The 18,256-nt window shown below is 65.9% G+C and carries 13 protein-coding genes and 1 tRNA gene; 10 read left to right on the top strand and 4 right to left on the bottom strand.

Annotation, left to right across the window (positions count from 1 at the left end; translation table 11 throughout):
• The first annotated feature begins 76 nt into the window (after nt 1-76).
• A complete protein-coding gene (locus K323_RS23740) occupies nt 77-997 on the top strand; it encodes a dihydrodipicolinate synthase family protein (RefSeq protein ID WP_022883584.1) in 921 nt (306 codons plus the stop codon).
• Between the two features lie 40 nt (nt 998-1,037).
• Complete coding sequence (locus tag K323_RS0101820) at nt 1,038-2,258, top strand: mandelate racemase/muconate lactonizing enzyme family protein (RefSeq protein WP_022883583.1); 1,221 nt, start codon at nt 1,038-1,040, stop codon at nt 2,256-2,258.
• A 16-nt stretch (nt 2,259-2,274) separates the two neighbouring features.
• Here the strand turns inward: K323_RS0101820 and K323_RS0101815 are convergent, their stop codons facing one another.
• Nucleotides 2,275-3,213, bottom strand: coding sequence for a dihydrodipicolinate synthase family protein (locus tag K323_RS0101815; protein WP_022883582.1), 939 nt, complete (start codon nt 3,211-3,213; stop codon nt 2,275-2,277).
• Between the two features lie 91 nt (nt 3,214-3,304).
• Here K323_RS0101815 and K323_RS0101810 point away from each other — a divergent pair, with 91 nt between their 5' ends.
• Nucleotides 3,305-4,000: a FadR/GntR family transcriptional regulator gene (locus tag K323_RS0101810; protein ID WP_051147147.1), complete on the top strand. Its 696-nt coding sequence runs from the start codon at nt 3,305-3,307 to the stop codon at nt 3,998-4,000.
• A 96-nt stretch (nt 4,001-4,096) separates the two neighbouring features.
• Here K323_RS0101810 and K323_RS0101805 read toward each other — a convergent pair whose 3' ends face one another.
• A complete protein-coding gene (locus K323_RS0101805) occupies nt 4,097-5,659 on the bottom strand; it encodes a carboxylesterase/lipase family protein (protein WP_022883581.1) in 1,563 nt (520 codons plus the stop codon).
• Between the two features lie 230 nt (nt 5,660-5,889).
• Here K323_RS0101805 and K323_RS23735 point away from each other — a divergent pair, with 230 nt between their 5' ends.
• From K323_RS23735 to K323_RS0101790, 3 genes are all read left to right on the top strand, one after another.
• On the top strand, nt 5,890-7,356 hold the full coding sequence (locus K323_RS23735) for an MFS transporter (protein ID WP_022883580.1): 1,467 nt from the start codon (nt 5,890-5,892) through the stop codon (nt 7,354-7,356).
• 65 nt (nt 7,357-7,421) lie between these two features.
• A complete protein-coding gene (locus K323_RS0101795; protein WP_245570889.1) occupies nt 7,422-7,745 on the top strand; it encodes an MmcQ/YjbR family DNA-binding protein in 324 nt (107 codons plus the stop codon).
• Nucleotides 7,746-7,797: 52 nt separating this feature from the next.
• Nucleotides 7,798-7,870: transfer RNA gene (locus K323_RS0101790), tRNA-Arg, on the top strand.
• A 112-nt stretch (nt 7,871-7,982) separates the two neighbouring features.
• Here K323_RS0101790 and K323_RS0101785 read toward each other — a convergent pair.
• Together K323_RS0101785 and K323_RS0101780 are read right to left on the bottom strand one after the other, a co-directional pair.
• Nucleotides 7,983-10,397, bottom strand: a complete 2,415-nt coding sequence (locus K323_RS0101785) for a X2-like carbohydrate binding domain-containing protein (RefSeq protein ID WP_022883578.1) — start codon at nt 10,395-10,397, stop codon at nt 7,983-7,985.
• A gap of 93 nt (nt 10,398-10,490) precedes the next feature.
• Nucleotides 10,491-12,689 carry an alpha-galactosidase gene (locus tag K323_RS0101780; RefSeq protein ID WP_022883577.1) on the bottom strand — a complete coding sequence of 733 codons (2,199 nt, stop codon included), beginning with the start codon at nt 12,687-12,689 and terminating at the stop codon, nt 10,491-10,493.
• A 147-nt stretch (nt 12,690-12,836) separates the two neighbouring features.
• Here K323_RS0101780 and K323_RS0101775 point away from each other — a divergent pair, with 147 nt between their 5' ends.
• Genes K323_RS0101775 through K323_RS23725 form a run of 4 tightly spaced genes read left to right on the top strand, consistent with a single transcriptional unit; the run spans nt 12,837 to nt 18,238 of the window.
• Nucleotides 12,837-13,820, top strand: a complete 984-nt coding sequence (locus tag K323_RS0101775) for a carbohydrate ABC transporter permease (RefSeq protein ID WP_022883576.1) — start codon at nt 12,837-12,839, stop codon at nt 13,818-13,820.
• Nucleotides 13,821-13,870: 50 nt separating this feature from the next.
• Complete coding sequence (locus K323_RS0101770; RefSeq protein WP_026851098.1) at nt 13,871-14,776, top strand: carbohydrate ABC transporter permease; 906 nt, start codon at nt 13,871-13,873, stop codon at nt 14,774-14,776.
• Nucleotides 14,773-17,232, top strand: coding sequence for a glycoside hydrolase family 95 protein (locus K323_RS23730; protein WP_022883574.1), 2,460 nt, complete (start codon nt 14,773-14,775; stop codon nt 17,230-17,232). Before K323_RS0101770 ends, K323_RS23730 begins: the two co-directional genes overlap by 4 nt.
• Nucleotides 17,222-18,238: an acetylxylan esterase gene (locus K323_RS23725; RefSeq protein ID WP_022883573.1), complete on the top strand. Its 1,017-nt coding sequence runs from the start codon at nt 17,222-17,224 to the stop codon at nt 18,236-18,238. The genes K323_RS23730 and K323_RS23725 overlap by 11 nt, the downstream gene beginning before the upstream one ends.
• Nucleotides 18,239-18,256 lie beyond the last annotated feature (18 nt).

Below are 18,256 nucleotides of genomic sequence, written 5' to 3'. Positions count from 1 at the left end.
CGCGGAAGAGTTGACGACCCGTAGCATCCGGGTCGCACAGAGAGCTCGTTCGCTCGAGCAATGGAAGGTAAGGAACATGAGTTCACGGCTGGAAATCTGGGCAGCGACACCGACGCCCTTCACCCCGCAGGGGGAGTTGGACCTCGATGTCGTCAGCGCGCAGGCCGAGCACCTCACGACCACCGGCGTGTATGGGGCGTTTGTCGGTGGCACGACGGGGGAGTTTCCGTCGCTCTCCAGCGACGAGCGCATCGCGCTGGTTGAGAAGTGGCGGGATGTGCGTCCGTCTGCCCTCGGCTTCGGCGTGCAGGTCGGTCACACTGAGCTGGCGAAGGCGCAGGCACTTGCCGCGCACGCCGAGAAGAGCGGAGCGCAGCTGATCGCCGCCGTCGCCCCCTATTACGGCCAGACGCCGAGCATCGACCGCATCACGTCGTGGCTCGCCGACGTGGCGGCCGCCGCGCCGTCGACGCCGTTCTGCTATTACCACATCCCGAGCATGACCGGTTCGACGCATCGCCCCAGCGACGTCGTCGCGAGCGCCGTCGGCAAGATCCCCACACTCGCCGGAGTGAAGTTCACCGACGAAGACCTGATGGAGTACGACCTGACGCGCGCCGTCGACGCATCCGTTCGCGTCTATTTCGGACGCGACGAACTGCTGCCCGCCGCGCTCGCGTTCGGCGCTGACGCGGTTATCGGCAGTCTGTTCAACGGTCTCGCACCAGTGGCTCACCGGGTGGTGAATGCATTCGATGCCGGCAACCCGGCAGAGGCATTCGCCCTGCACAAGCCGTTCCGCGACATCGCATACTCGGCGGATCGCCACGGCGGCCTCGGGTTCGTCAAGGAACTGATGAACGAGCTGGGCCCAGATGCCGGGCGGCCGCGACTACCATGGGGGCCACTGGAGGGCGCAGACCGGGCAGAAGTGCTCGCGCTCGCCGACCGGCTGCGTCCGATCATCGCGGAGGCCACCGAGGTGGTCGCCGGCTAGCAGGCCGGATCACCTCACCGACTGGCGGGAAGGGGAACGGATGTCGAAGATCGTCGGCGTTCGACCCGTTCTCCTGAGCGCGCCGTACGGCGACCCGGCGAACAGCATGGAGAACCGGCTGCACCTGCCGAGCGGCCTCCGCACCAGCGGCTTTGTCGAGGTGACGCTCGCGAACGGGGTGGTCGGGCTCGGTGAGGGCTACCTGGCGGTGTTCGCGCCGCACGTCTTCACGAGCATCGCCCGGTTGCTGGCACCTGTGCTCCTGGGGCGAGACGTGCGGTCGATCGGCGAGATCGTTCGCGATGTTCACACAGCGACCGGCTACTGGAGCGGCCAGGGCGCTGCGCGGCACGTGGTCGGCGCGCTCGAGACGGCGCTGCAAGACTGTGCAGCGCGGCTGCACGGGGTGCCGGTGTGGCGGATGCTGGGCGACGCGGTCACAACCGCGGCAACGGTCCAGCCGCGCCTTGCTCTTTACGCGAGCGGCGGGGACTCCGCCGGCCCCGCAGCGATGGCCGGGGAGTTGGCCGCGGTCGGCCTTCTCGGTATCCCACTGTTCAAGATCCGGGCCCGCGCCCACCAGACCGACAAAGTCGTCTGGACACAACGGGCAGCGACAGAGGCCGGCATGAAGGTGGCCGTCGACATGACCCAGAACCTCACGATTCCGTCGCAGCGTCCGGAAGACGTCATCACGTTCATCCGCGCCGTCGTTGCCGGCTCCGGGCGTGCGCCCGAGTTTCTCGAGGAGATTCTCGGCCCCGACCGCATCGCCGAGTCGCCACGACTCCGGCAGCTGACGGATGTCCCGCTCGCCGGCGGCGAGATCGTCACCACGCCGGCGGAACTGATCGACCGGATCAGGGGCGGCTATTACGACATCGTGCAGCCAGATGCCACGGTGATCGGTGGACTCGGCGCCGTGCTCGAGGTGATGGATGCCGCGAACGATGCGGGCGTCGCAACGTATGTGCACTGCTGGGGCGCCGGAGTCGGCGTCGCCGCGAACTATCACGCTGCGGTGGCGGGCGCAGGTTCGATCGTCGAGTGGCCGTTGCCGGCGTATCCGCTGCGAGAGGAACTGTTGAGAAACGTCGTGACAGTTACAGCTGGCGAGGTGCAACTGACGGATGCGCCTGGCCTCGGTATCGAACTCGACCCGGCCATCGAGCAGGAGTTCCCCTTTCGGGAAGAAGCGGTCTACCGCAGCCTCGTCGATCCGGACGCGCTGCCGCACGAGCCGGGAGTCTGGGACGAGTAGTCGCGTACGCTTCGGGTCAGTTCTCAGCGGGCTGGAGGAACTCGGGGAGCATGTGGAAGGCCAGTTCGCGCACGCGAGCGATCTCCTCCGTTGTCGCGGTCGGATGCGGCCAGCGCACCCGGCTCACATCACCCAGGTGCCCGCCGGCCGCGGCGAGCGTCTTGTCGAGGGTCACGTTCGGGTAGCCGCGCGCGATCAGGGGCGCGATCGCCGCATCCAGGAAGCGGGCGATCTGGCGCTCAACCCCGAGACCCCACTCAGGGTCAGTGATGCTCCGCTTACCCCAGTACACGGCTCCGGCCGGGTGCAGGCAGGCCACGTTCGAATAGGCGCCGCGTGCTCCGTGCTGCAGTCCGGTCGCCAGGTGGTGGCCGGGAACGAAAACCGACACCCGCTCGAAGACCGCCTGCATCGATGCATACCAGGCGGCATCCCCGTCGGCCATCTTCACGCCCACGATGGCCGGGAACTCGGAGCACAGCTCGTCGAGCTGCGCGGCACCGAGCAGGTTCTTCGCGTGCGGGGGGTTGTAGAGCACCAGGCCGACGCCGTCTGCCGCGTGCGCGAAACCCTCGATCGTTCTGCGGATCTCGTCGCGGCTGAGCGGGAGCCAGTCTGGAAGGGTCACCTGGATGGCCGATGGTTCAAGCGCTCGCGCTCGCCGCACCCGGCCGAGAGCCGTGATCGGACTGGAGTGGCTGGCACCGAGCTGGAACGGCAGCGATGCCGCAGCGCTACGCTCGGCCACCATGGCGACCACCGCATCCCACTCGTCATCCGTCTGGTTGAAGAATTCGCCCGCGGTTCCGTGGGTGTACATCCCGGCCGGGCGCGCTGCCACGATGGCGTCCAACTCATCGCTCAAGGTGCCGAGGTCGAGCGAATCGTTCTCCGTGAACGGCGTCAGCACGGTCGCCCAGGTTCCTTCGATCTCCGCCGCCGCCAATGCGCGCATGCCTTCTCCCGACCTGGCTTGCGCCAACTTGTCTGATATCTAATCTAAGCTAGTCGATGTCACCGTATTGGAGAAAGCACCGTTCAGACGGATGCCGGTGAGTCAGGAGGTCGTCGTGGCATCGTCGCTCTTCGTCAAGGCGCAGGCCGAACTCAGGAGCTACATCCAGGAGCACGGGCTCGGTCCGGGCGATCGGCTCCCGTCTGAGGGCGAGCTCGCCACCCGTTTCGGCGTCAGCAGGGGCGCGATCAGGGAGGCCACCAGAAGCCTGCAGACCCTTGGTGTGATCGAGGCGCGCCACGGCAACGGCCTCTATGTCTCCGCTTTCTCCTTCCGACCTATCGTCGAGCAGCTGCCGTACGGGCTCTCGTATGGAGGTACGCAGTTCTCTGAGATCCTCCAGGCGCGAGAAGCCCTGGAGACAGGGTTGATGCACGCGGTCGCGTCACTCATCACGGCAGACGATCTTGCAGACTGTACGCGGCTCGCTCACGAGATGGACCGGCTGGAATCCATCGGCGAACCCACCATCGATGTCGACCGTGATTTCCACCTGTCGCTCTACAAGGTGCTCGATAACTCCCTCGTCGACAGTCTCATCGAAACCTTCTGGGATCTCTACCGTGGGTTGGATGGCACCCTGCCGACGCCGGAGAACCCGATCAGGCACGCGCCGTTTCACCTGGCGATTGTCGAAGCACTGCTCGCCAATGACGCCGCGGAGGCGATGCTGTGCATGCGCCGGCACTTCGACGACGTTCGGCACCGGCTCGAGGCGCTGGGATAGCCACGTGCACCGCGCTTCCGCGCCGCGCGTGCGCCCCAAGTGTCGCCTCACCTCACGCAGAGGCGGCACAAAGGGCGCACGCACGGCCGACGTGTCCTATCCCAGCGGCAGAAACGCCTCCCACGCGAGTCGGCGCTCGCGGTGGGGATCGGACTCGACCCGATCGAATTCGTCGATGATCAGGGTCTGCCGACTGGAGGGCGAGTAGTCGGGCCAACTGGCGTCGAGCCCGCCGATGAGGGCGAAGCGCAGCCAGTGGCGCCGCATCCGTTCGCCGGCTTTTGAGAACTGCGCTCGGCCACCGAGCGCGGTCATCGTGCGGGCGAAGGGCGTTCGCACGTTGTCGAACAGGGCAAAGAGTTCAATGCCGTGGGTGGCATCGAACCCGAGCAGATGCAAGAGACGCGGAGCGAGGTCGAACCGATAGGCGTGCACGGATGCGACCTGGGAGTGTCCGCAGGCGACCGAGAGGCTCGGAAACCAGAACGCGAAGTCCCCGGCGAAATCGGCGGCGATCCGCGCCTCTGGCAGGCCGGGATAGGCGAGCCCCATCGCCTCCGTCGACGTCGGTGGCGCGTGCTCGAAGAGTGATCGAATGCGGTTCGGAGACTTCGGCAGAATGTCAAAACGGCCGCGAAACACCGAACCCTCCCTGGCATTGGTGCCGATGATCAGTGGAATCGGGTGCGAGCGTCCGCCTGTGAACGCGTCGAGTGGCCGCTCCGGCAAGAAATCGCCGTCGACAACAGGGGCGAGGCAGAACGTGCCGGGCTGGGAGTCCGGCGTGCGCACCTGCATGATGAGGGCTGCCCGATTGAGACTAGCGACGGGAGCCGATTCCAGCAGTTCGTTGGCGGGCACCGGGTTCGCGAGGTCATCGCCCGGCTTGGCAGTATCTGTGCGCAGCAGTGCGATGAACTCCGCGGCCCAGCCATCCGAGTGTTCCTTTGTATAGACGGCGTTCGGTGGGGGGCTCTGCGCGATAGCACGGGCGAACAAGCCACGAGCGGATGGCGTCGTCAGAAGCGTGGTCACCGCATTGCCGCCGGCGGATTCGCCAAACAACGTCATGTTGTTCGGGTCGCCCCCGAAGCCCCGGATGTTCGCCCGCACCCAATCGAGAGCGGCCACCTGGTCGCGCAGCCCGAGATTGCTCTCGATGGGGCGCTCAGAGGTCGAGTACCGGGAGAAATTGAGGTAGCCGAGTGCACCGAGCCGGTAGTTGAAACTCACGTAGACCACCTGGCCAGACCGCACGAACGTCTCACCCTGGCCGGGGAAGTCCTGGGAGGAGCCGGCGCTGTAGCCTCCACCGTGGATGAACACCATCACCGGCATGCCGAGCCGCTTGCGCCGTGTGACCGTGGCGGCGAGCACATTCACGGTAAGGCAGTCCTCGCCGGCCGGAACGTTTGCCGCTGCTCCCCGGAACTGACCACGGTAGGGCTGCGGAGACACGTTGCCGAACTGCGACGCGTCGCGGATGCCGGTCCACGGCAGCACGGGCCGTGGCGCCCGGAATCTCAGCGAGCCGACGGGCGGTGCGGCGTAGGGGATGCCGCGCCAGGCGAGAATCCTGCCGTCGCGCACCCCGCGCACAACGCCTCCTGTGACGCGGACATCCAGGCGGTTTCGAGGTGACACGTCGGGAACGTGCATAGGGGTCATCGTATGCCAGTGCAGCGATGGGCTCGCAGAGGCTCCGCGGGTGTGAAAACATCAGGAATCGGCCGGCCGTCGTCGAGAACATCAGCAAGTGCGCAACTTTCGGGTGATCCTGCTGTATTCGCGACGGGCCGGAGACCGCGTGGCCGATCGAGCTCTGTTCTATCGGCCGGTAGTGGAGTTAACTGATTGCCGTGCCCAAGTCCACATCCACCACGAGCCCGATGACGCCGCGGCAACGCCGGGTGCTGATCGTCGCGATCCTGTCGTCGTTCGTCGCTTTCCTTGACGGCTCGATCATCAACGTCGCGCTGCCCGCCATTTCAGACGAACTCGGCGGCGGCCTTCCCCTGCAGCAGTGGGTGGTCGACGGCTATCTGCTCAGTCTCGGCGCCTTGATCCTGGTGGCCGGCTCCCTCTCAGACACCTTCGGCCGGGTGCGCGTGCTGCGGGCTGGCCTGATCTGGTTCGCGATCACATCCGTTGCCTGTGCCCTCGCGCCGGTCGGGCCGGTGCTGATCGCCGCCCGAATCCTGCAGGGCGTTGCGGCGGCCCTGCTGGTGCCGAGCTCGCTCGCGCTCATCACGTCGACGTTCAGCGGCGTCGCCCAGGGTAAGGCGATAGGGATCTGGACCGGATTCACCGGGTTCGCGGGCATCGCGGGGCCTCTGCTCGGCGGCATCCTGGTCGACACGCTTAGCTGGCGGTATATCTTTGCGATCAACGTGATCCCGATCGCGGTGACGCTCTTCTTCCTCATGAAGATCGATGAGCCGGCCCGTACCACCCCGGCGTCGCGTGTCGACGTGCTTGGCGCGTGCCTTGCGGCTGTCGGGCTCGGTGGCCCGGTGTATGCGCTGATCGAGCAGGGCCGGCTCGGGTGGGGCAGCCCGGCGGTGTATCTGCCGATGGTGATCGGCGCACTGGCGTTCGCCGCGTTCATCTGGTGGGAGGCGCGTGCGCCGCATCCGATGATGCCGTTGTCGCTGTTCCGGGTGCGCAACTTCTGGGCCGGCAATGTGGCGACGGTCGGCATTTATGCCGCGCTGAGCCTCGGCTTCTTCGTGTTTGCGCTGTACCTGCAGGAGGTCGGCGGATTCTCGGCGACGGCGGCCGGGCTGGCCGGCATCCCCGCGACGATTGTGATGCTGTTGCTGGCGACGCTGTTCGGAACCCTGGCAGGGCGTTACGGGCCGCGGCTGTTCATGACGGTCGGGCCCTTCATCGCTGGGGTCGGGTTTCTGCTGTTGACGACGGCTGTGCCGCCGATCAACTTCTGGCTGCAGGCGCTGCCAGGGGTGGTTCTGCTGGGTCTCGGCCTGTCGGTGACGGTTGCGCCGTTGACTTCGGCGGTGCTGGGCTCGATTCATCCGGAGCAGGCGGGAATCGGTTCGGCGATCAACAATGCCGTGTCGCGGGTGGCTGGCCTCGTCGCGATCGCCATGACGGGAGCGATCGTGGGAGGCACGCTCAGTGTGGGCGGGTACCAGCGGGCGATGGTGTTCGTGGCGATTCTGATGTTCGCCGGCGGGATCGTGTCGTTTATCGGCATCCGTCGCCTGCCCCAGATGGCGGATGCTGTGCCGACGGATGCTGTGCCGACCGATGCTGCGGCTGCAGCGGGGCCCGCATCGACGCCTCCGGGGGTGACGGGGCCGGTCACCCGGCCCGCGGCTGATGGGGCGGTCTGACCGTGGAGCATCCGGAACTGTTCGAGCCTGGCGATCCGCTTCTGCAGCGGTTGCGGAGTGTGTGCATGGTGTTTCCGGAAGCCGCGGAGGTTTTGGCGTGGGGGAGGCCGACGTTTCGAGCGGGGAAGAAGATCTTCGCGACGGCGGGTTCGAGCATGGAGCGGCCGTATTCGGTGGTGTTCAAACCAGACCCCGAGGAGCGGTTGGCGCTTATTGAGGACCCGCGGTTCTTCATCCCGCCGTACTTCGGGCCGGCAGGCTGGCTGGCGATTGATTTGGACAGACCAGAAACTGATTGGACCGAGTTGGCAGAGCTGATGGAGACGTCGTACCGGCAGGTGGCGCTGAAGCGGCAGCTGGCCGCTTTGGACAGGGACAGGCACGGTTAGCTGGTATAGTTTTCAAGTTGTCTCCGAGCGATAAGCTCGACGCGACACCAACGCGCCCGTAGCTCAACGGATAGAGCATCTGACTACGGATCAGAAGGTTGGGGGTTCGAATCCCTCCGGGCGCACACTGTTATGAGTCGCGACATAGGTCACATCTGAGTCGCGACTTATGTCTTTAGAGCCCGGCCATCGGCCGGGCTCTAAAAGGTTGCGCCAGCAGTGAAGCGCGCCCGACTACTACTTGGCGTACGTGACCTTGTCGACGCGCATGACGTCGCCAGAGACCTTTACGAGCTTTAGTGTGTGCTTTGCTTTTTTGAGCACCCCGCTCGTGAACAACTCACTCTGGGTCGACCGGGTGTCGCCGCGGGTGTCCACCGTGTCGACGAGCGTGTCGTCGATGTACACCCCAACCTCGCCCTGGTCGGGCGCGAGCGGACTGGACCACGTGACGCTCGTACCCTCGAAGGCGAACGAGACGGAGTCGCCGTTGGTCGCCGTCGAGTGCACGTCGTCTCGGAAGTCGCCGGAGAAGTGGAAGTCGAGCGTGTTCACGCCTTCGGCGAGAGTACTCAGGAACGCCTCGGACAAAGTGATGACGTCACCGTCAATCGAGAAGTCCGTGCCCTCCACGAGCGCAGTACCGCCCGCTGAGATACCGGCGAGCTCGCTGCCGTCACGCAACGACACCTCGATGTCACCGGGAGCCGCCGGGTCGAAGGTCGCACCCTCCGTCGAGATGAGACTCATCTGGATGACGTCGAGCTTGTCGACGAGCATGTACTGACCCGACTTCTTAACGGCGCGGAGCGTATGCGCTCCGTCCGCCAAGTCGCGCACGCTGTAGACGGCCTGCTGTACCCCGCGACCCTCAGATGCATCGATGTGAGTGTTCACCGTCTCGACCAGCACGCCGTCGAGATAGATCTCCACCTCGCCCTGCGACTCGTGCGTCTCGGTTACGTAGTCGATTCCCGTGCCGACGAAGGAGTACTCGAACGCGCTGCCGTTCGCCTCGGCATACTCAACGTCGTCCTGGAAGTCGCCCAGGCCACGCCCAGAGCTTCGACTCCACGTTCCGTTGTAGGTGATCGACGGGTCGTCGTTGTTGACCGTTAGGGTCCGCGTGTTCGACGCCGGGGGAGCCGGGTTCTCGGCCGCGCCACCGACCGTGACTGCGAACGGCTGCGTGGTCGAGGCGACCTCCTTGCCGCCGTTGCGGTCGAAATCTCCCTCGTAGCCCAGGAGGATGTCGTCGTCGTTGAGCGTGATCGCCGACTTCTTGCCGGGCGTGAAGGTGAGCAGTCGCGTGCCGTGGATAGGCACATCCGTTGCTGTGAATTCACTGTCGACCGAGCCGAGGTCTTTCTTCGCCCATAGGTCGCGCACTTTCGCCGAGCCATCGAGGCCCAGGTCCGTCAGGTTGACCGTCATATCGGCCGCGGTCCGGCTGAGGTTGAAGAGACCGACCGTGACGGAGCCGTCAGGGTTCATGAAGTACCAGGTCTGCCGGTTGGTCTCCGTGCTCACGGGACGAGCAGGTCGTCCGGACTGGTTGACGGCGATAACCTCGTCATTCGTCAGCAGTTCGATGCCGTAGTCGTCGAGGGTCGTCATGTCGTTGCCGATGTACATAGGGACGGCGGACACAGCCCAGAATGTCGTCGCGAGGCGGCGTTCGTCGTTCGTGAGACCGTCCACCTTGGCATTGCCCACATTGAGCGAGTCGAAGTCGTTCCAGCCGCCGGGTCCGGCGTGCCGCCACCACTCGGCCGCGCGCGGAAAGAGGCGCGCGATGTTGTCCCACACTGTGAGGGACTCGCCCTCGCAATAACACTCGACGTCCCAGTCGACGCGCCAACCCTCCGCGTGCTCCTTCCAGTAGTCCACATAACGGATGTCGAGCGCCCACGAGAGCTCGAGCCAGATGTCATGCTCCTCAAGCGCGGCATCCCACGCGGCAACGTCGTCCCGTGCGTCGAGTGACAAGTCGCCGATGCCTGAGCCCGGCGTCACGCTGTCGAACTTCAGGAAGTCGACACCCCACCCGGCGATGAGGTCGGCGATCGAGTCAATGTACTTCTGCGAGCACGGGTTCGAGAAGTCGATAGCGTAGCCGAGATCCCAGTAGTCGGCCTGCTGCAGCGGCTGCTTCGCGATGTCTCCAGTGGAGCACTCTGGGGCGCCGAAGATCGGAAGATCGTCCGCGTATACCTGCGGGGAGAGTCCGGGGATGAGGTAGAGGCCGAACTTCTGTCCGTTGTCGTGCACATGGTCGATCACTGACTGCAGACCGCTTGGGTAGAGCTCGTCGCTCGGGATGGGGCGACCGTATTCGTCGGTGCCGCCGTTCCAGCCTGCGTCAACGTTGATGTACTCGAAGCCCACCGACTGAAGCTTGTCGTGCATCGCGTCGGACTGCGCGAGGAGCTGCCCTTCGTCGATCCACTTCCCGTCGCCGGAGAAAACCTGCATGCTGAAGCTACTCCAGCCCAGGTATGGCTTCGCTCCGAGTTCCTCGTCCGGAGTTTGCTGCTGCGCAATCGGGAAGATGGCCGGAGCGATCGCCGCGTCGGCCTCGACGGCCTGGCTCGGTGCGATCGAGGCGGATCCCAATCCGAGCGCGAGGGTTCCTGCGGCCACGGCCGCCATTGTTCGTGTTCGCCACGTCGGGCGGTTCCTATGAGACATCGATGTCCTTTCTTTGGTGGGCAGGGGAAGGGTTCAGGATCGGGACGAGGCCGCTCAGGCGAGCCGGGTCAGATCGAAGAGCAGTGCATGCTGAGGTGCGAGGTTAGGCATGGGGACCCCGGCAGTGGCGAGCACGGCGCCAGGCAGGGTGATCCCACCGTCGATGGCTGTGGAGATCCACGCCGGGTCGTCTCCATGCCGCACGGCCGCACCGAGCTCGTCGCGGAGGACGACGCGATAGCGGGCGTCGACATCGAGGCCCGGCCATCTCACACGACCCGACTGGCCACCGCCCGACGTCGCGAGCCGCGCCCAAGTGAAGAGGGCGCGCGACCCGTCCTGCGCGACGATGCCTGTCAGCGTCGTGGCCTCGTCTGCGAGGTCCGCATTGGCGGTCCGACCGGAGTGGATGAGTGGCCGCAGTTCTCGGTACATCGCCGTCCACGTGCGAATGGTCTCGAACTCCGTCGGCGACGCCGTGCTGAGGTCGAGCTCGATTCCGGCGTGAGCAGTGAGTGAGGCAACGAGTCTGAACGACAGGTCCGAAACACGCGAGGTCGTGTGGGATCGAGTGGCGCCGACGTGAGAGCCAATGAGTTCAGGAGGTACAAGCAGGCGCGTCCATCGCTCGATCTGCGCGCGCTCGACGGGGTCGTTGCAGTCGGAGGCCCACAGGCGATCGGTCCGCTCCAGGATGCCCAGGTCGACGCGGCCGCCGCCGCCCGAGCATGTCTCGATCTCGAGACTAGGGTGCCGCCGGCGTAGCTCGTCGAGCATCGCGTAGAGCGCGAGCGTTTGCGCGCGCACCATCGGCCGGTCGGAAGCTCCGCGTCGGCCGACGGGTTCGACGAGGTCGCGGTTGTGGTCCCACTTGAGACAGTCGAGGCTGTATTCCGACACGAGTGTGCTGATTCGTTCCAACACAAGCGCAGCCGCAGCCGGATGGGCGATGTCGAGGACATGTTGACGGCGGGCCGTGGAGCCGAGGCCCTCTCGCGGGCCGAGGATCCACTCGGGATGCGCGCGGGCGAGGTCAGAATCCGGATTGATCATCTCCGGTTCGACCCACAACCCAAACTGCATCCCTCGGGCGTGGATGAGATCGACGAGGGGACCGAGGCCGTCTGGCCAGATGTCGCCGTCGACGACCCAGTCGCCGAGCCCGGCGCTTTCGTCGCGGCGGCCACGGAACCAGCCGTCGTCGAGCACGATGCGTTCGACGCCCACCTCGGCCGCACGCTCCACGAGGGGCGCGAGGCGCTCCATGTCGTGGTCGAAGTACACGGCCTCCCAGGTGTTCAGAACGAGAGGTCGTGGGCTTGTCGGATGACCGGTGCGGGAGCGTAGGCGGCGGTGCAGCCGATCGGCCACACCGTCGAGGCCAGCGTCTGACCAGGTGAAGATGGCAGTCGGGGCTTCGTAGCGGTCGCCGTCGTTGAGGATGACCTCCCCGGAGCGCAGGTTCTCGCCGGCGCCGAGAACGGCAGTGAAGGCCCCGGCGCCCTCTGGGAGCCGTTCCGCGAGGTACTCGGCGTCGCCGCTCCACGCCAGGTGCACTGTCCATAGCTCCCCGTGCCCGAAATTGAAACCTGGTGTGCCGGCTGCCAGGAGATAGGGCGAGTCGTGACCTGGCTTGCCGCGGCGGGCGCGGCGGGAGTGGGTTCCGAAGCCGAGGGGCGTGCGCTGGGGTGCACGCTCGCGCACCCATTTGCCGGAGAAGTCGAGGAGCTCCGTGGCTCGCTCCGGAATCGGGAGCAGGGCGCGCAGGCCGTCGAGCGCGTAGGGGAGCGAACCGGTGCGGGGGGCGACGGACGCGTCGCGCTCCACCGACAGGTCGACGGAGAGGACACCGTACGGATCGAGCGCGTAGGTGAGCTCACCGCGAATCGCCGTAATCGTGTCATCGAAGCGCAGGCTGATCACTCCGCCTCCCCTCGGGTCCAGCCGGAGGGTGTGACCGGTAAGCACCGGGCGCGGCGTGGTCGCGCCACCGGCGGCGTGACCCGCTTGCGCCGGGGTTCCCGCCCAGCCGTCGTTCTCGGTCGGCCACACGGTGAAAGCGCGGGGGACGTCCGGTGCGTTGTTGAGCACGGCCGGTGCCGAGGTTGTCCGGAGTGCCTCGATTCCGTCGGACATCGGCTCGCCGAGGTCGGCACCCCAGTGGAGGACGCTCGGAAATCTACCTGCCACGTCGATGGCGAGGCACGTTCCGTCTGCTCGCAGAACGTAGACGATTTCATCGCCGGAGGGCATTGATGCTCCTTACATTGGGTTTCTTGACAACGTCAATAAACCATGTTTACTCTTGCACTGCAAGCACCAAGTGAAGATGACCGCCGCGGCGGCACCGACTATGTGACGCGTCCCGACGGAGTCGTTCAGGGACGGAACAGGAAACCAATGACGCTCTTGAAAGTTGAAGCCGACGTCTCCTCGCCGGCGAACAACCTGAATGCGAGGCGACCTCGCAAGGATCGGCGTGCGGCCCGACGGGCGGTGAACGCCGGCGCACCCTCCCACCGCGGAGACGGGCGGCTGGCATGGATTCTGATCGCTCCGGCGCTGCTCGGATTCGTCGTCTTCGCTCTGTATCCAACGCTGCGCGGTGTGTATCTGAGCTTCACCGAGTTTCGGGTGCTTACTCCGCCGACGTGGGTCGGCCTCGACAACTTCGTCAAGCTCGCGGGCGACGAGGTGTTCTGGCAGTCTCTCGGAGTCACCATCTATTTCGTCGTGATCGCCGTAGGACTCACGATGACTTTCTCCGTGCTCACCGCAGCGGTCCTGCACCGGCTCACGACGTCAACCGTCGTTCGCGGGCTCATCATCCTGCCCTTCCTGATCTCCTCCGTCGTCGCCGCGACCGTGTGGTCGTGGATGCTTGACACGCAGCTCGGAGTCGTGAACCTCGTGATCGAGTTCCTCGGTGGCGACGGCCAGCAGTTCCTCAGCTCCCGCGCATGGGCGATCCCCACGATCGCTCTCATCCACGTGTGGAAGAACCTCGGTTACACATCGATCATCATCTTCGCGGGACTCCAGACCATTCCGCCGACGATCTACGAGGCCGGCCGCATCGACGGTGCCAATGAACGACAGATGTTCCTTCGGCTGACGATGCCGCTGCTGCGCCCGATCATCGCGCTCGTCCTCGTGCTCAACGTCATCGGCGCCTTCCAGGTGTTCGACATCATCGCGGTGACGACCAAGGGCGGTCCTGCCAACGCGTCCAACGTGCTGCAGATGTACATCTACAACAAGGCTTTCGGACAGTTCGACTTCGGCTACGCCTCCGCCATGTCGATGGCCCTTTTCGTCATTCTCATCGCGATCACCTTCATACAGATGCGCATGCTGCGCGCAAACGAATCGGACAACAGCTGATGACTTATACGCCGACAACGACGTCCGCGACCTTGATCGGCTCCGACCGGATGACTCCCGCTCGCGTCCGAGGCCACTCCCGCAAGTTCTCGTTCGGGCGCTCGCTCGCCTGGCTTTACCTAATCGGCGTGCTCTTCGTGACGATCTTCCCCTTCTACTGGATCCTCCGCACCGCGCTCTCGGACAACTACGCGCTCCTGTCCAACCCGTCGTCGATCCTTCCCGTGGATTTCACGTGGGGACCCTTTCGGCGGGTACTCGGTCTCGCGGCCCCCGCGGAGGCCGTGGCGGAGGGCGGGTCTGGCGCGTCGATCCAGCTCAGCTCCTTTCTCCTTAACTCGATCGTCTATGCGACCGTGTCGACGGCGCTCATCGTCTTCTTCTCGACCCTCGCCGCTTACGCGTTCGCACGCTTGCAGTGGCGTGGACGCGAGGTGATGTTCTCAATGTTTCTCGCTGCGCTCATGGTGCCGGGCATCCTCACGCTTCTGCCGAACTTCGTGCTCATCAAGGAGCTGGGGTTGCTCAACACCTTCGCCGGCATGATCCTGCCGGGTGCGCTCTTCTCCGCGTTCAACATCTTCTTCCTCCGGCAGTTCATGCTGGGGCTGTCGACCGAGACCGAAGAGGCGGCACTGCTCGACGGCGCGGGCCGCGTGCGCATGCTCTTCGGCATCACCCTGCCGATGGCGAGTGGGCCGATCATCACCCTCTTCATCCTTGGCTTCATCGGAATGTGGAATGACTACTTCTGGCCGCTGCTCGTAACGACCGACTCGAGCGTGCAACCGCTCACCCTCGCCCTCGCAGTCTTCAAACAGTCGTCACCGCAGGCACAGCCGGACTGGGCAGGTCTCATGGCGGCGACGCTCGTAGCGGCACTTCCGATGCTGCTCCTATTTATGGTGTTCGGTCGTCGCATCGTCAACTCAATCGGATTCACGGGGCTCAAATGACACAGGAGACGCTAAGGCTGGCGTGGGACAAACCTGCGGTGGCTTGGGAGGATGCCGTACCGATCGGCAACGGTCGCATCGGGGCGATGGTGTTCGGCGGGGCAACTGGCCGGCTTCAGGTGAACGACGCGACCGTGTGGTCGGGAACGCCGGACGGGCCGGGACGCGAGTTGCGACGGGTGATTGCCGCCGGGGCCGGTTCCGAGCGGCTCGCCGAAATCCGCACGGCGCTCGATGCGGGGGACGTTGCCCGCGCCGAAGATCTGCTCATGAGTTTTGAGGGGCCGTACTCGCAGGAGTTCCTGCCCTTCGTTGACCTCGCGATCGAGTTGGAGGGCGCCGAGCCCGTCGACGGCGGGCCGGCGCGAGTGCTCGACCTCGACACCGCCGTTCACGAGGAGCGTATGGTCGTCGGCGGAACCTCGGTCGAGCGGCGGACATGGGTGTCCGCTCCAGCGCGGAGCCTCGTTGTGCACCTCGCCGCTACCGCGCCTGTGTCGATGACCATCGCGCTCACCACACCCCTTCGTGAACTCGACCGTCGCGCGGATGGCGACGGACTCGTCCTGGACGTCGAGGTCCCAGTGGACGGGGCGCCCCTGCACGAGCCGGATGTTCACCCGGCCCTCCGCTACGCCGACGACGACGGCGGCGACGACCCGTTCGACGCCTTCGCGTCGGCTGCTGTCGCCCTTACTACCGACGGCACCGTGCGCTCCGATGCGGGCGGGCTCGTCGTTGAGGGGGCCACTCACGTGCTCGTCGCTCTCGCGACTTCCACGAGGGCCGAGGACTGGTGGGTCGACCCAGCGGGCGAGGAGTGGAGATCACTGTCGCGCGCTGCGATCCGCGATCGCTCCGTCGCGAAAGCTCGCGCCACCATCGCACGCCCCGTTGCCGACCTCCTCCTCGAGCACGTCCTCGACCGGGAGTCGGCGTCTGGGGACGCACGCTTTGCGATCGGTGGCCGGCGCGCAGGTACGTGGAACGTGCGAAGAGACGTTCTCGAGGGCAAGGATGACGCGCTTGCCGCGACGATTGCGGCGGAGTATGGCCGGTATTTGCTTGTCTCGGCGTCGCGAGCTGGGGGGCCGGCCGCGAACTTGCAGGGCATCTGGAACGGCGAGCTTCGCCCGGCCTGGTCCTCCAACTACACGATCAATATCAATACCGAGATGAATTACTGGTCGGCTCCAGTACTCGGCCTCGATGGCCCATTCGAACCGCTTATCGCCCTCGTCGAGAAGATTGCAATGACGGGCGCCGACGTCGCGCGGGATCTTTACGGTGCGCGCGGCTGGGTCGCGCACCACAACAGCGATTTCTGGGGCTGGAGTCTTCCAGTCGGCCGCGGGAACGGCGCACCGAGCTGGGCGATCTGGATGATGGGCGGGGCGTGGCTATGCCACAACCTGTGGGACGCGTACGCGTTCTCCGGCGACCGCGAACTATTGCGCAAGCGTGTCTGGCCGCTGTTGCGTGGTGCTGCCGAGTTCTGCCTCGACTGGCTCGTGCCCGGACCGGACGGAGCGCTGCGCACGTCGCCCTCGACCTCGCCGGAGAATGCCTTCTTGGGTCCGGATGGAAACCCCCGATCTCTCGGACTCACCGCGACGTCAGACGTCGTGCTGATTCGCGCGCTCTTCGAGCGTTCGCTGACCGCGCTCCGAGATCTCGGAGCGTCGGATCCTCTCGAGACCGAGCTTCGCGACGCGCTTCGACTCCTGCCTCCCCTAACGATCGGGAAAGATGGGCGGTTGCAGGAGTGGGCGGAGGACGTTTTTGACCATGAGCCGGCCCACCGCCATCTGTCGGCCCTAGTGGCGCTGTATCCGCTCGACCTGATTTCCGAGGCGACCCCAGCACTGACGGCCGGTGCCGAACGGTTCCTCGACGTGCGCGGCTCCGGAGCCATGGGCTGGTCGTGGGCATGGAAGATCGCTCTGCGAGCGCGCCTTAGCGACGGAGAGACGGCGCACGCCCTCCTCGGCGAGGCGCTTACCGCCTTCACCGGCGAGACGCGGCGGCACGGACCGGTCGACGGCTCCGAATGGGGTGGGCTCCTGCCGAACCTCTTCAGCACGCACCCGCCCTTTCAGATCGACGGCAACCTGGGTTTCCCCGCCGCGATCGCCGAGATGATCCTCCAGAGTCACTGCGGTACCGTCGACCTACTCCCTGCGCTACCCCATGCGTGGGGTAGCGGCCTGGTGACGGGACTTCGCGCGCGCCCCGGACTTGTCATCGACGTCGAGTGGGCGGCCGGCAAGCTGGCCCGCGTCGAGGTGCGGCCCGTGAGCCCATCGATCACGTCGACGCGTCTGAGGTATCACGGGCGAACTCTCGACCTCCCTCTCACCTTTGGTGCACCCGTTGTCGTGACCGGTGCGCACTTCGGAGCGCCTGGGATGGGCACCATCGCGCCGACAGCGGAAGAGGTGCGACATGCACGGTGAGATGGTCGAGATCGACGAACCCACGACCCAGACGGAGCCCGACGACTTCGACTCGTTCTGGGCGGCGACCCTCGCCGACACGGCGACGTTCCCGCTAGACGTGCGCGTTGAGGAGAGTTCCACCCGGCTCAGCACGGTCGCCGTGTACGACGTTTCCTTCCGTGGCTTCGGCGGCGATCGCGTCAACGCCTGGCTGCGTGTTCCGCGAGGCGCGACGACGCCACTCCCGGGGATCGTCCAGTTCACCGGCTACGGCCACGGTCGCGGCCACGCTCTCCGAGACCTCCTCTGGGCATCAGCCGGCTACGCGCACCTCGTGGTCGACGCCCGGGGGCAGGGGCACGGTGCAACAGACGACGAGTACTCAGGGGGCCCCTCCGCCGGGAGCTTTCTCACCCGCGGGTTGCGCTCGCGGTATGAGTACTACTACCGACGAGTCTTCGCGGACGGCGTCCGCGCCGCGGCGGCTTTGCGCTCGATCGAGGACGTCGACGCAGCATCCGTCGGCGTCGTCGGTGCGAGCCAGGGCGGAGGCATCGCCCTGGCGATCGCGGGTCTCGTTTCCGATCTCGCGTTCGTGGTCGTGCAGGCGCCGTTCCTCTGCGAGCTCAACCGCGCGTCGGACCTAAGCCTCGAGCACCCTTACGCGCTACTGCGGGAGTACGCCGCGACGCGGCGGCTCGACGCGGTCGCCGCGTTCGACACTTTGCGCTACTTCGATGGCGTAAATCACGCCAAGCGCGCGTCGGCGCCCGCCCTCCTCAGTACCGGGCTTGTCGACGGCATCACGCCACCCGCAACGGTCCTCCCTGCCTTTTCCGCCTATGCCGGGCGTAAGCAAATCGTGCTGTGGTCGCACAACGGCCATGAAGCCGGAGGCGAACTCGACGACGAGAACGCTCTCGCCTTCGCCGCGAGCGTGCTCGCGGTTCGCGAAACACGAGCGGCCCATAATGCCGCCGCCCGGACGCAAGAACCCACCACCACGCGCGCCGCTCACCGATGACGGCGCGTCCAACACCAC

Origin of the sequence: Glaciibacter superstes DSM 21135, assembly GCF_000421145.1 — a bacterium.
In the GTDB taxonomy this organism is placed as follows: Bacteria; Actinomycetota; Actinomycetes; order Actinomycetales; family Microbacteriaceae; genus Cryobacterium; species Cryobacterium superstes.
This window is presented reverse-complemented; position numbering and strand designations above follow the sequence as displayed.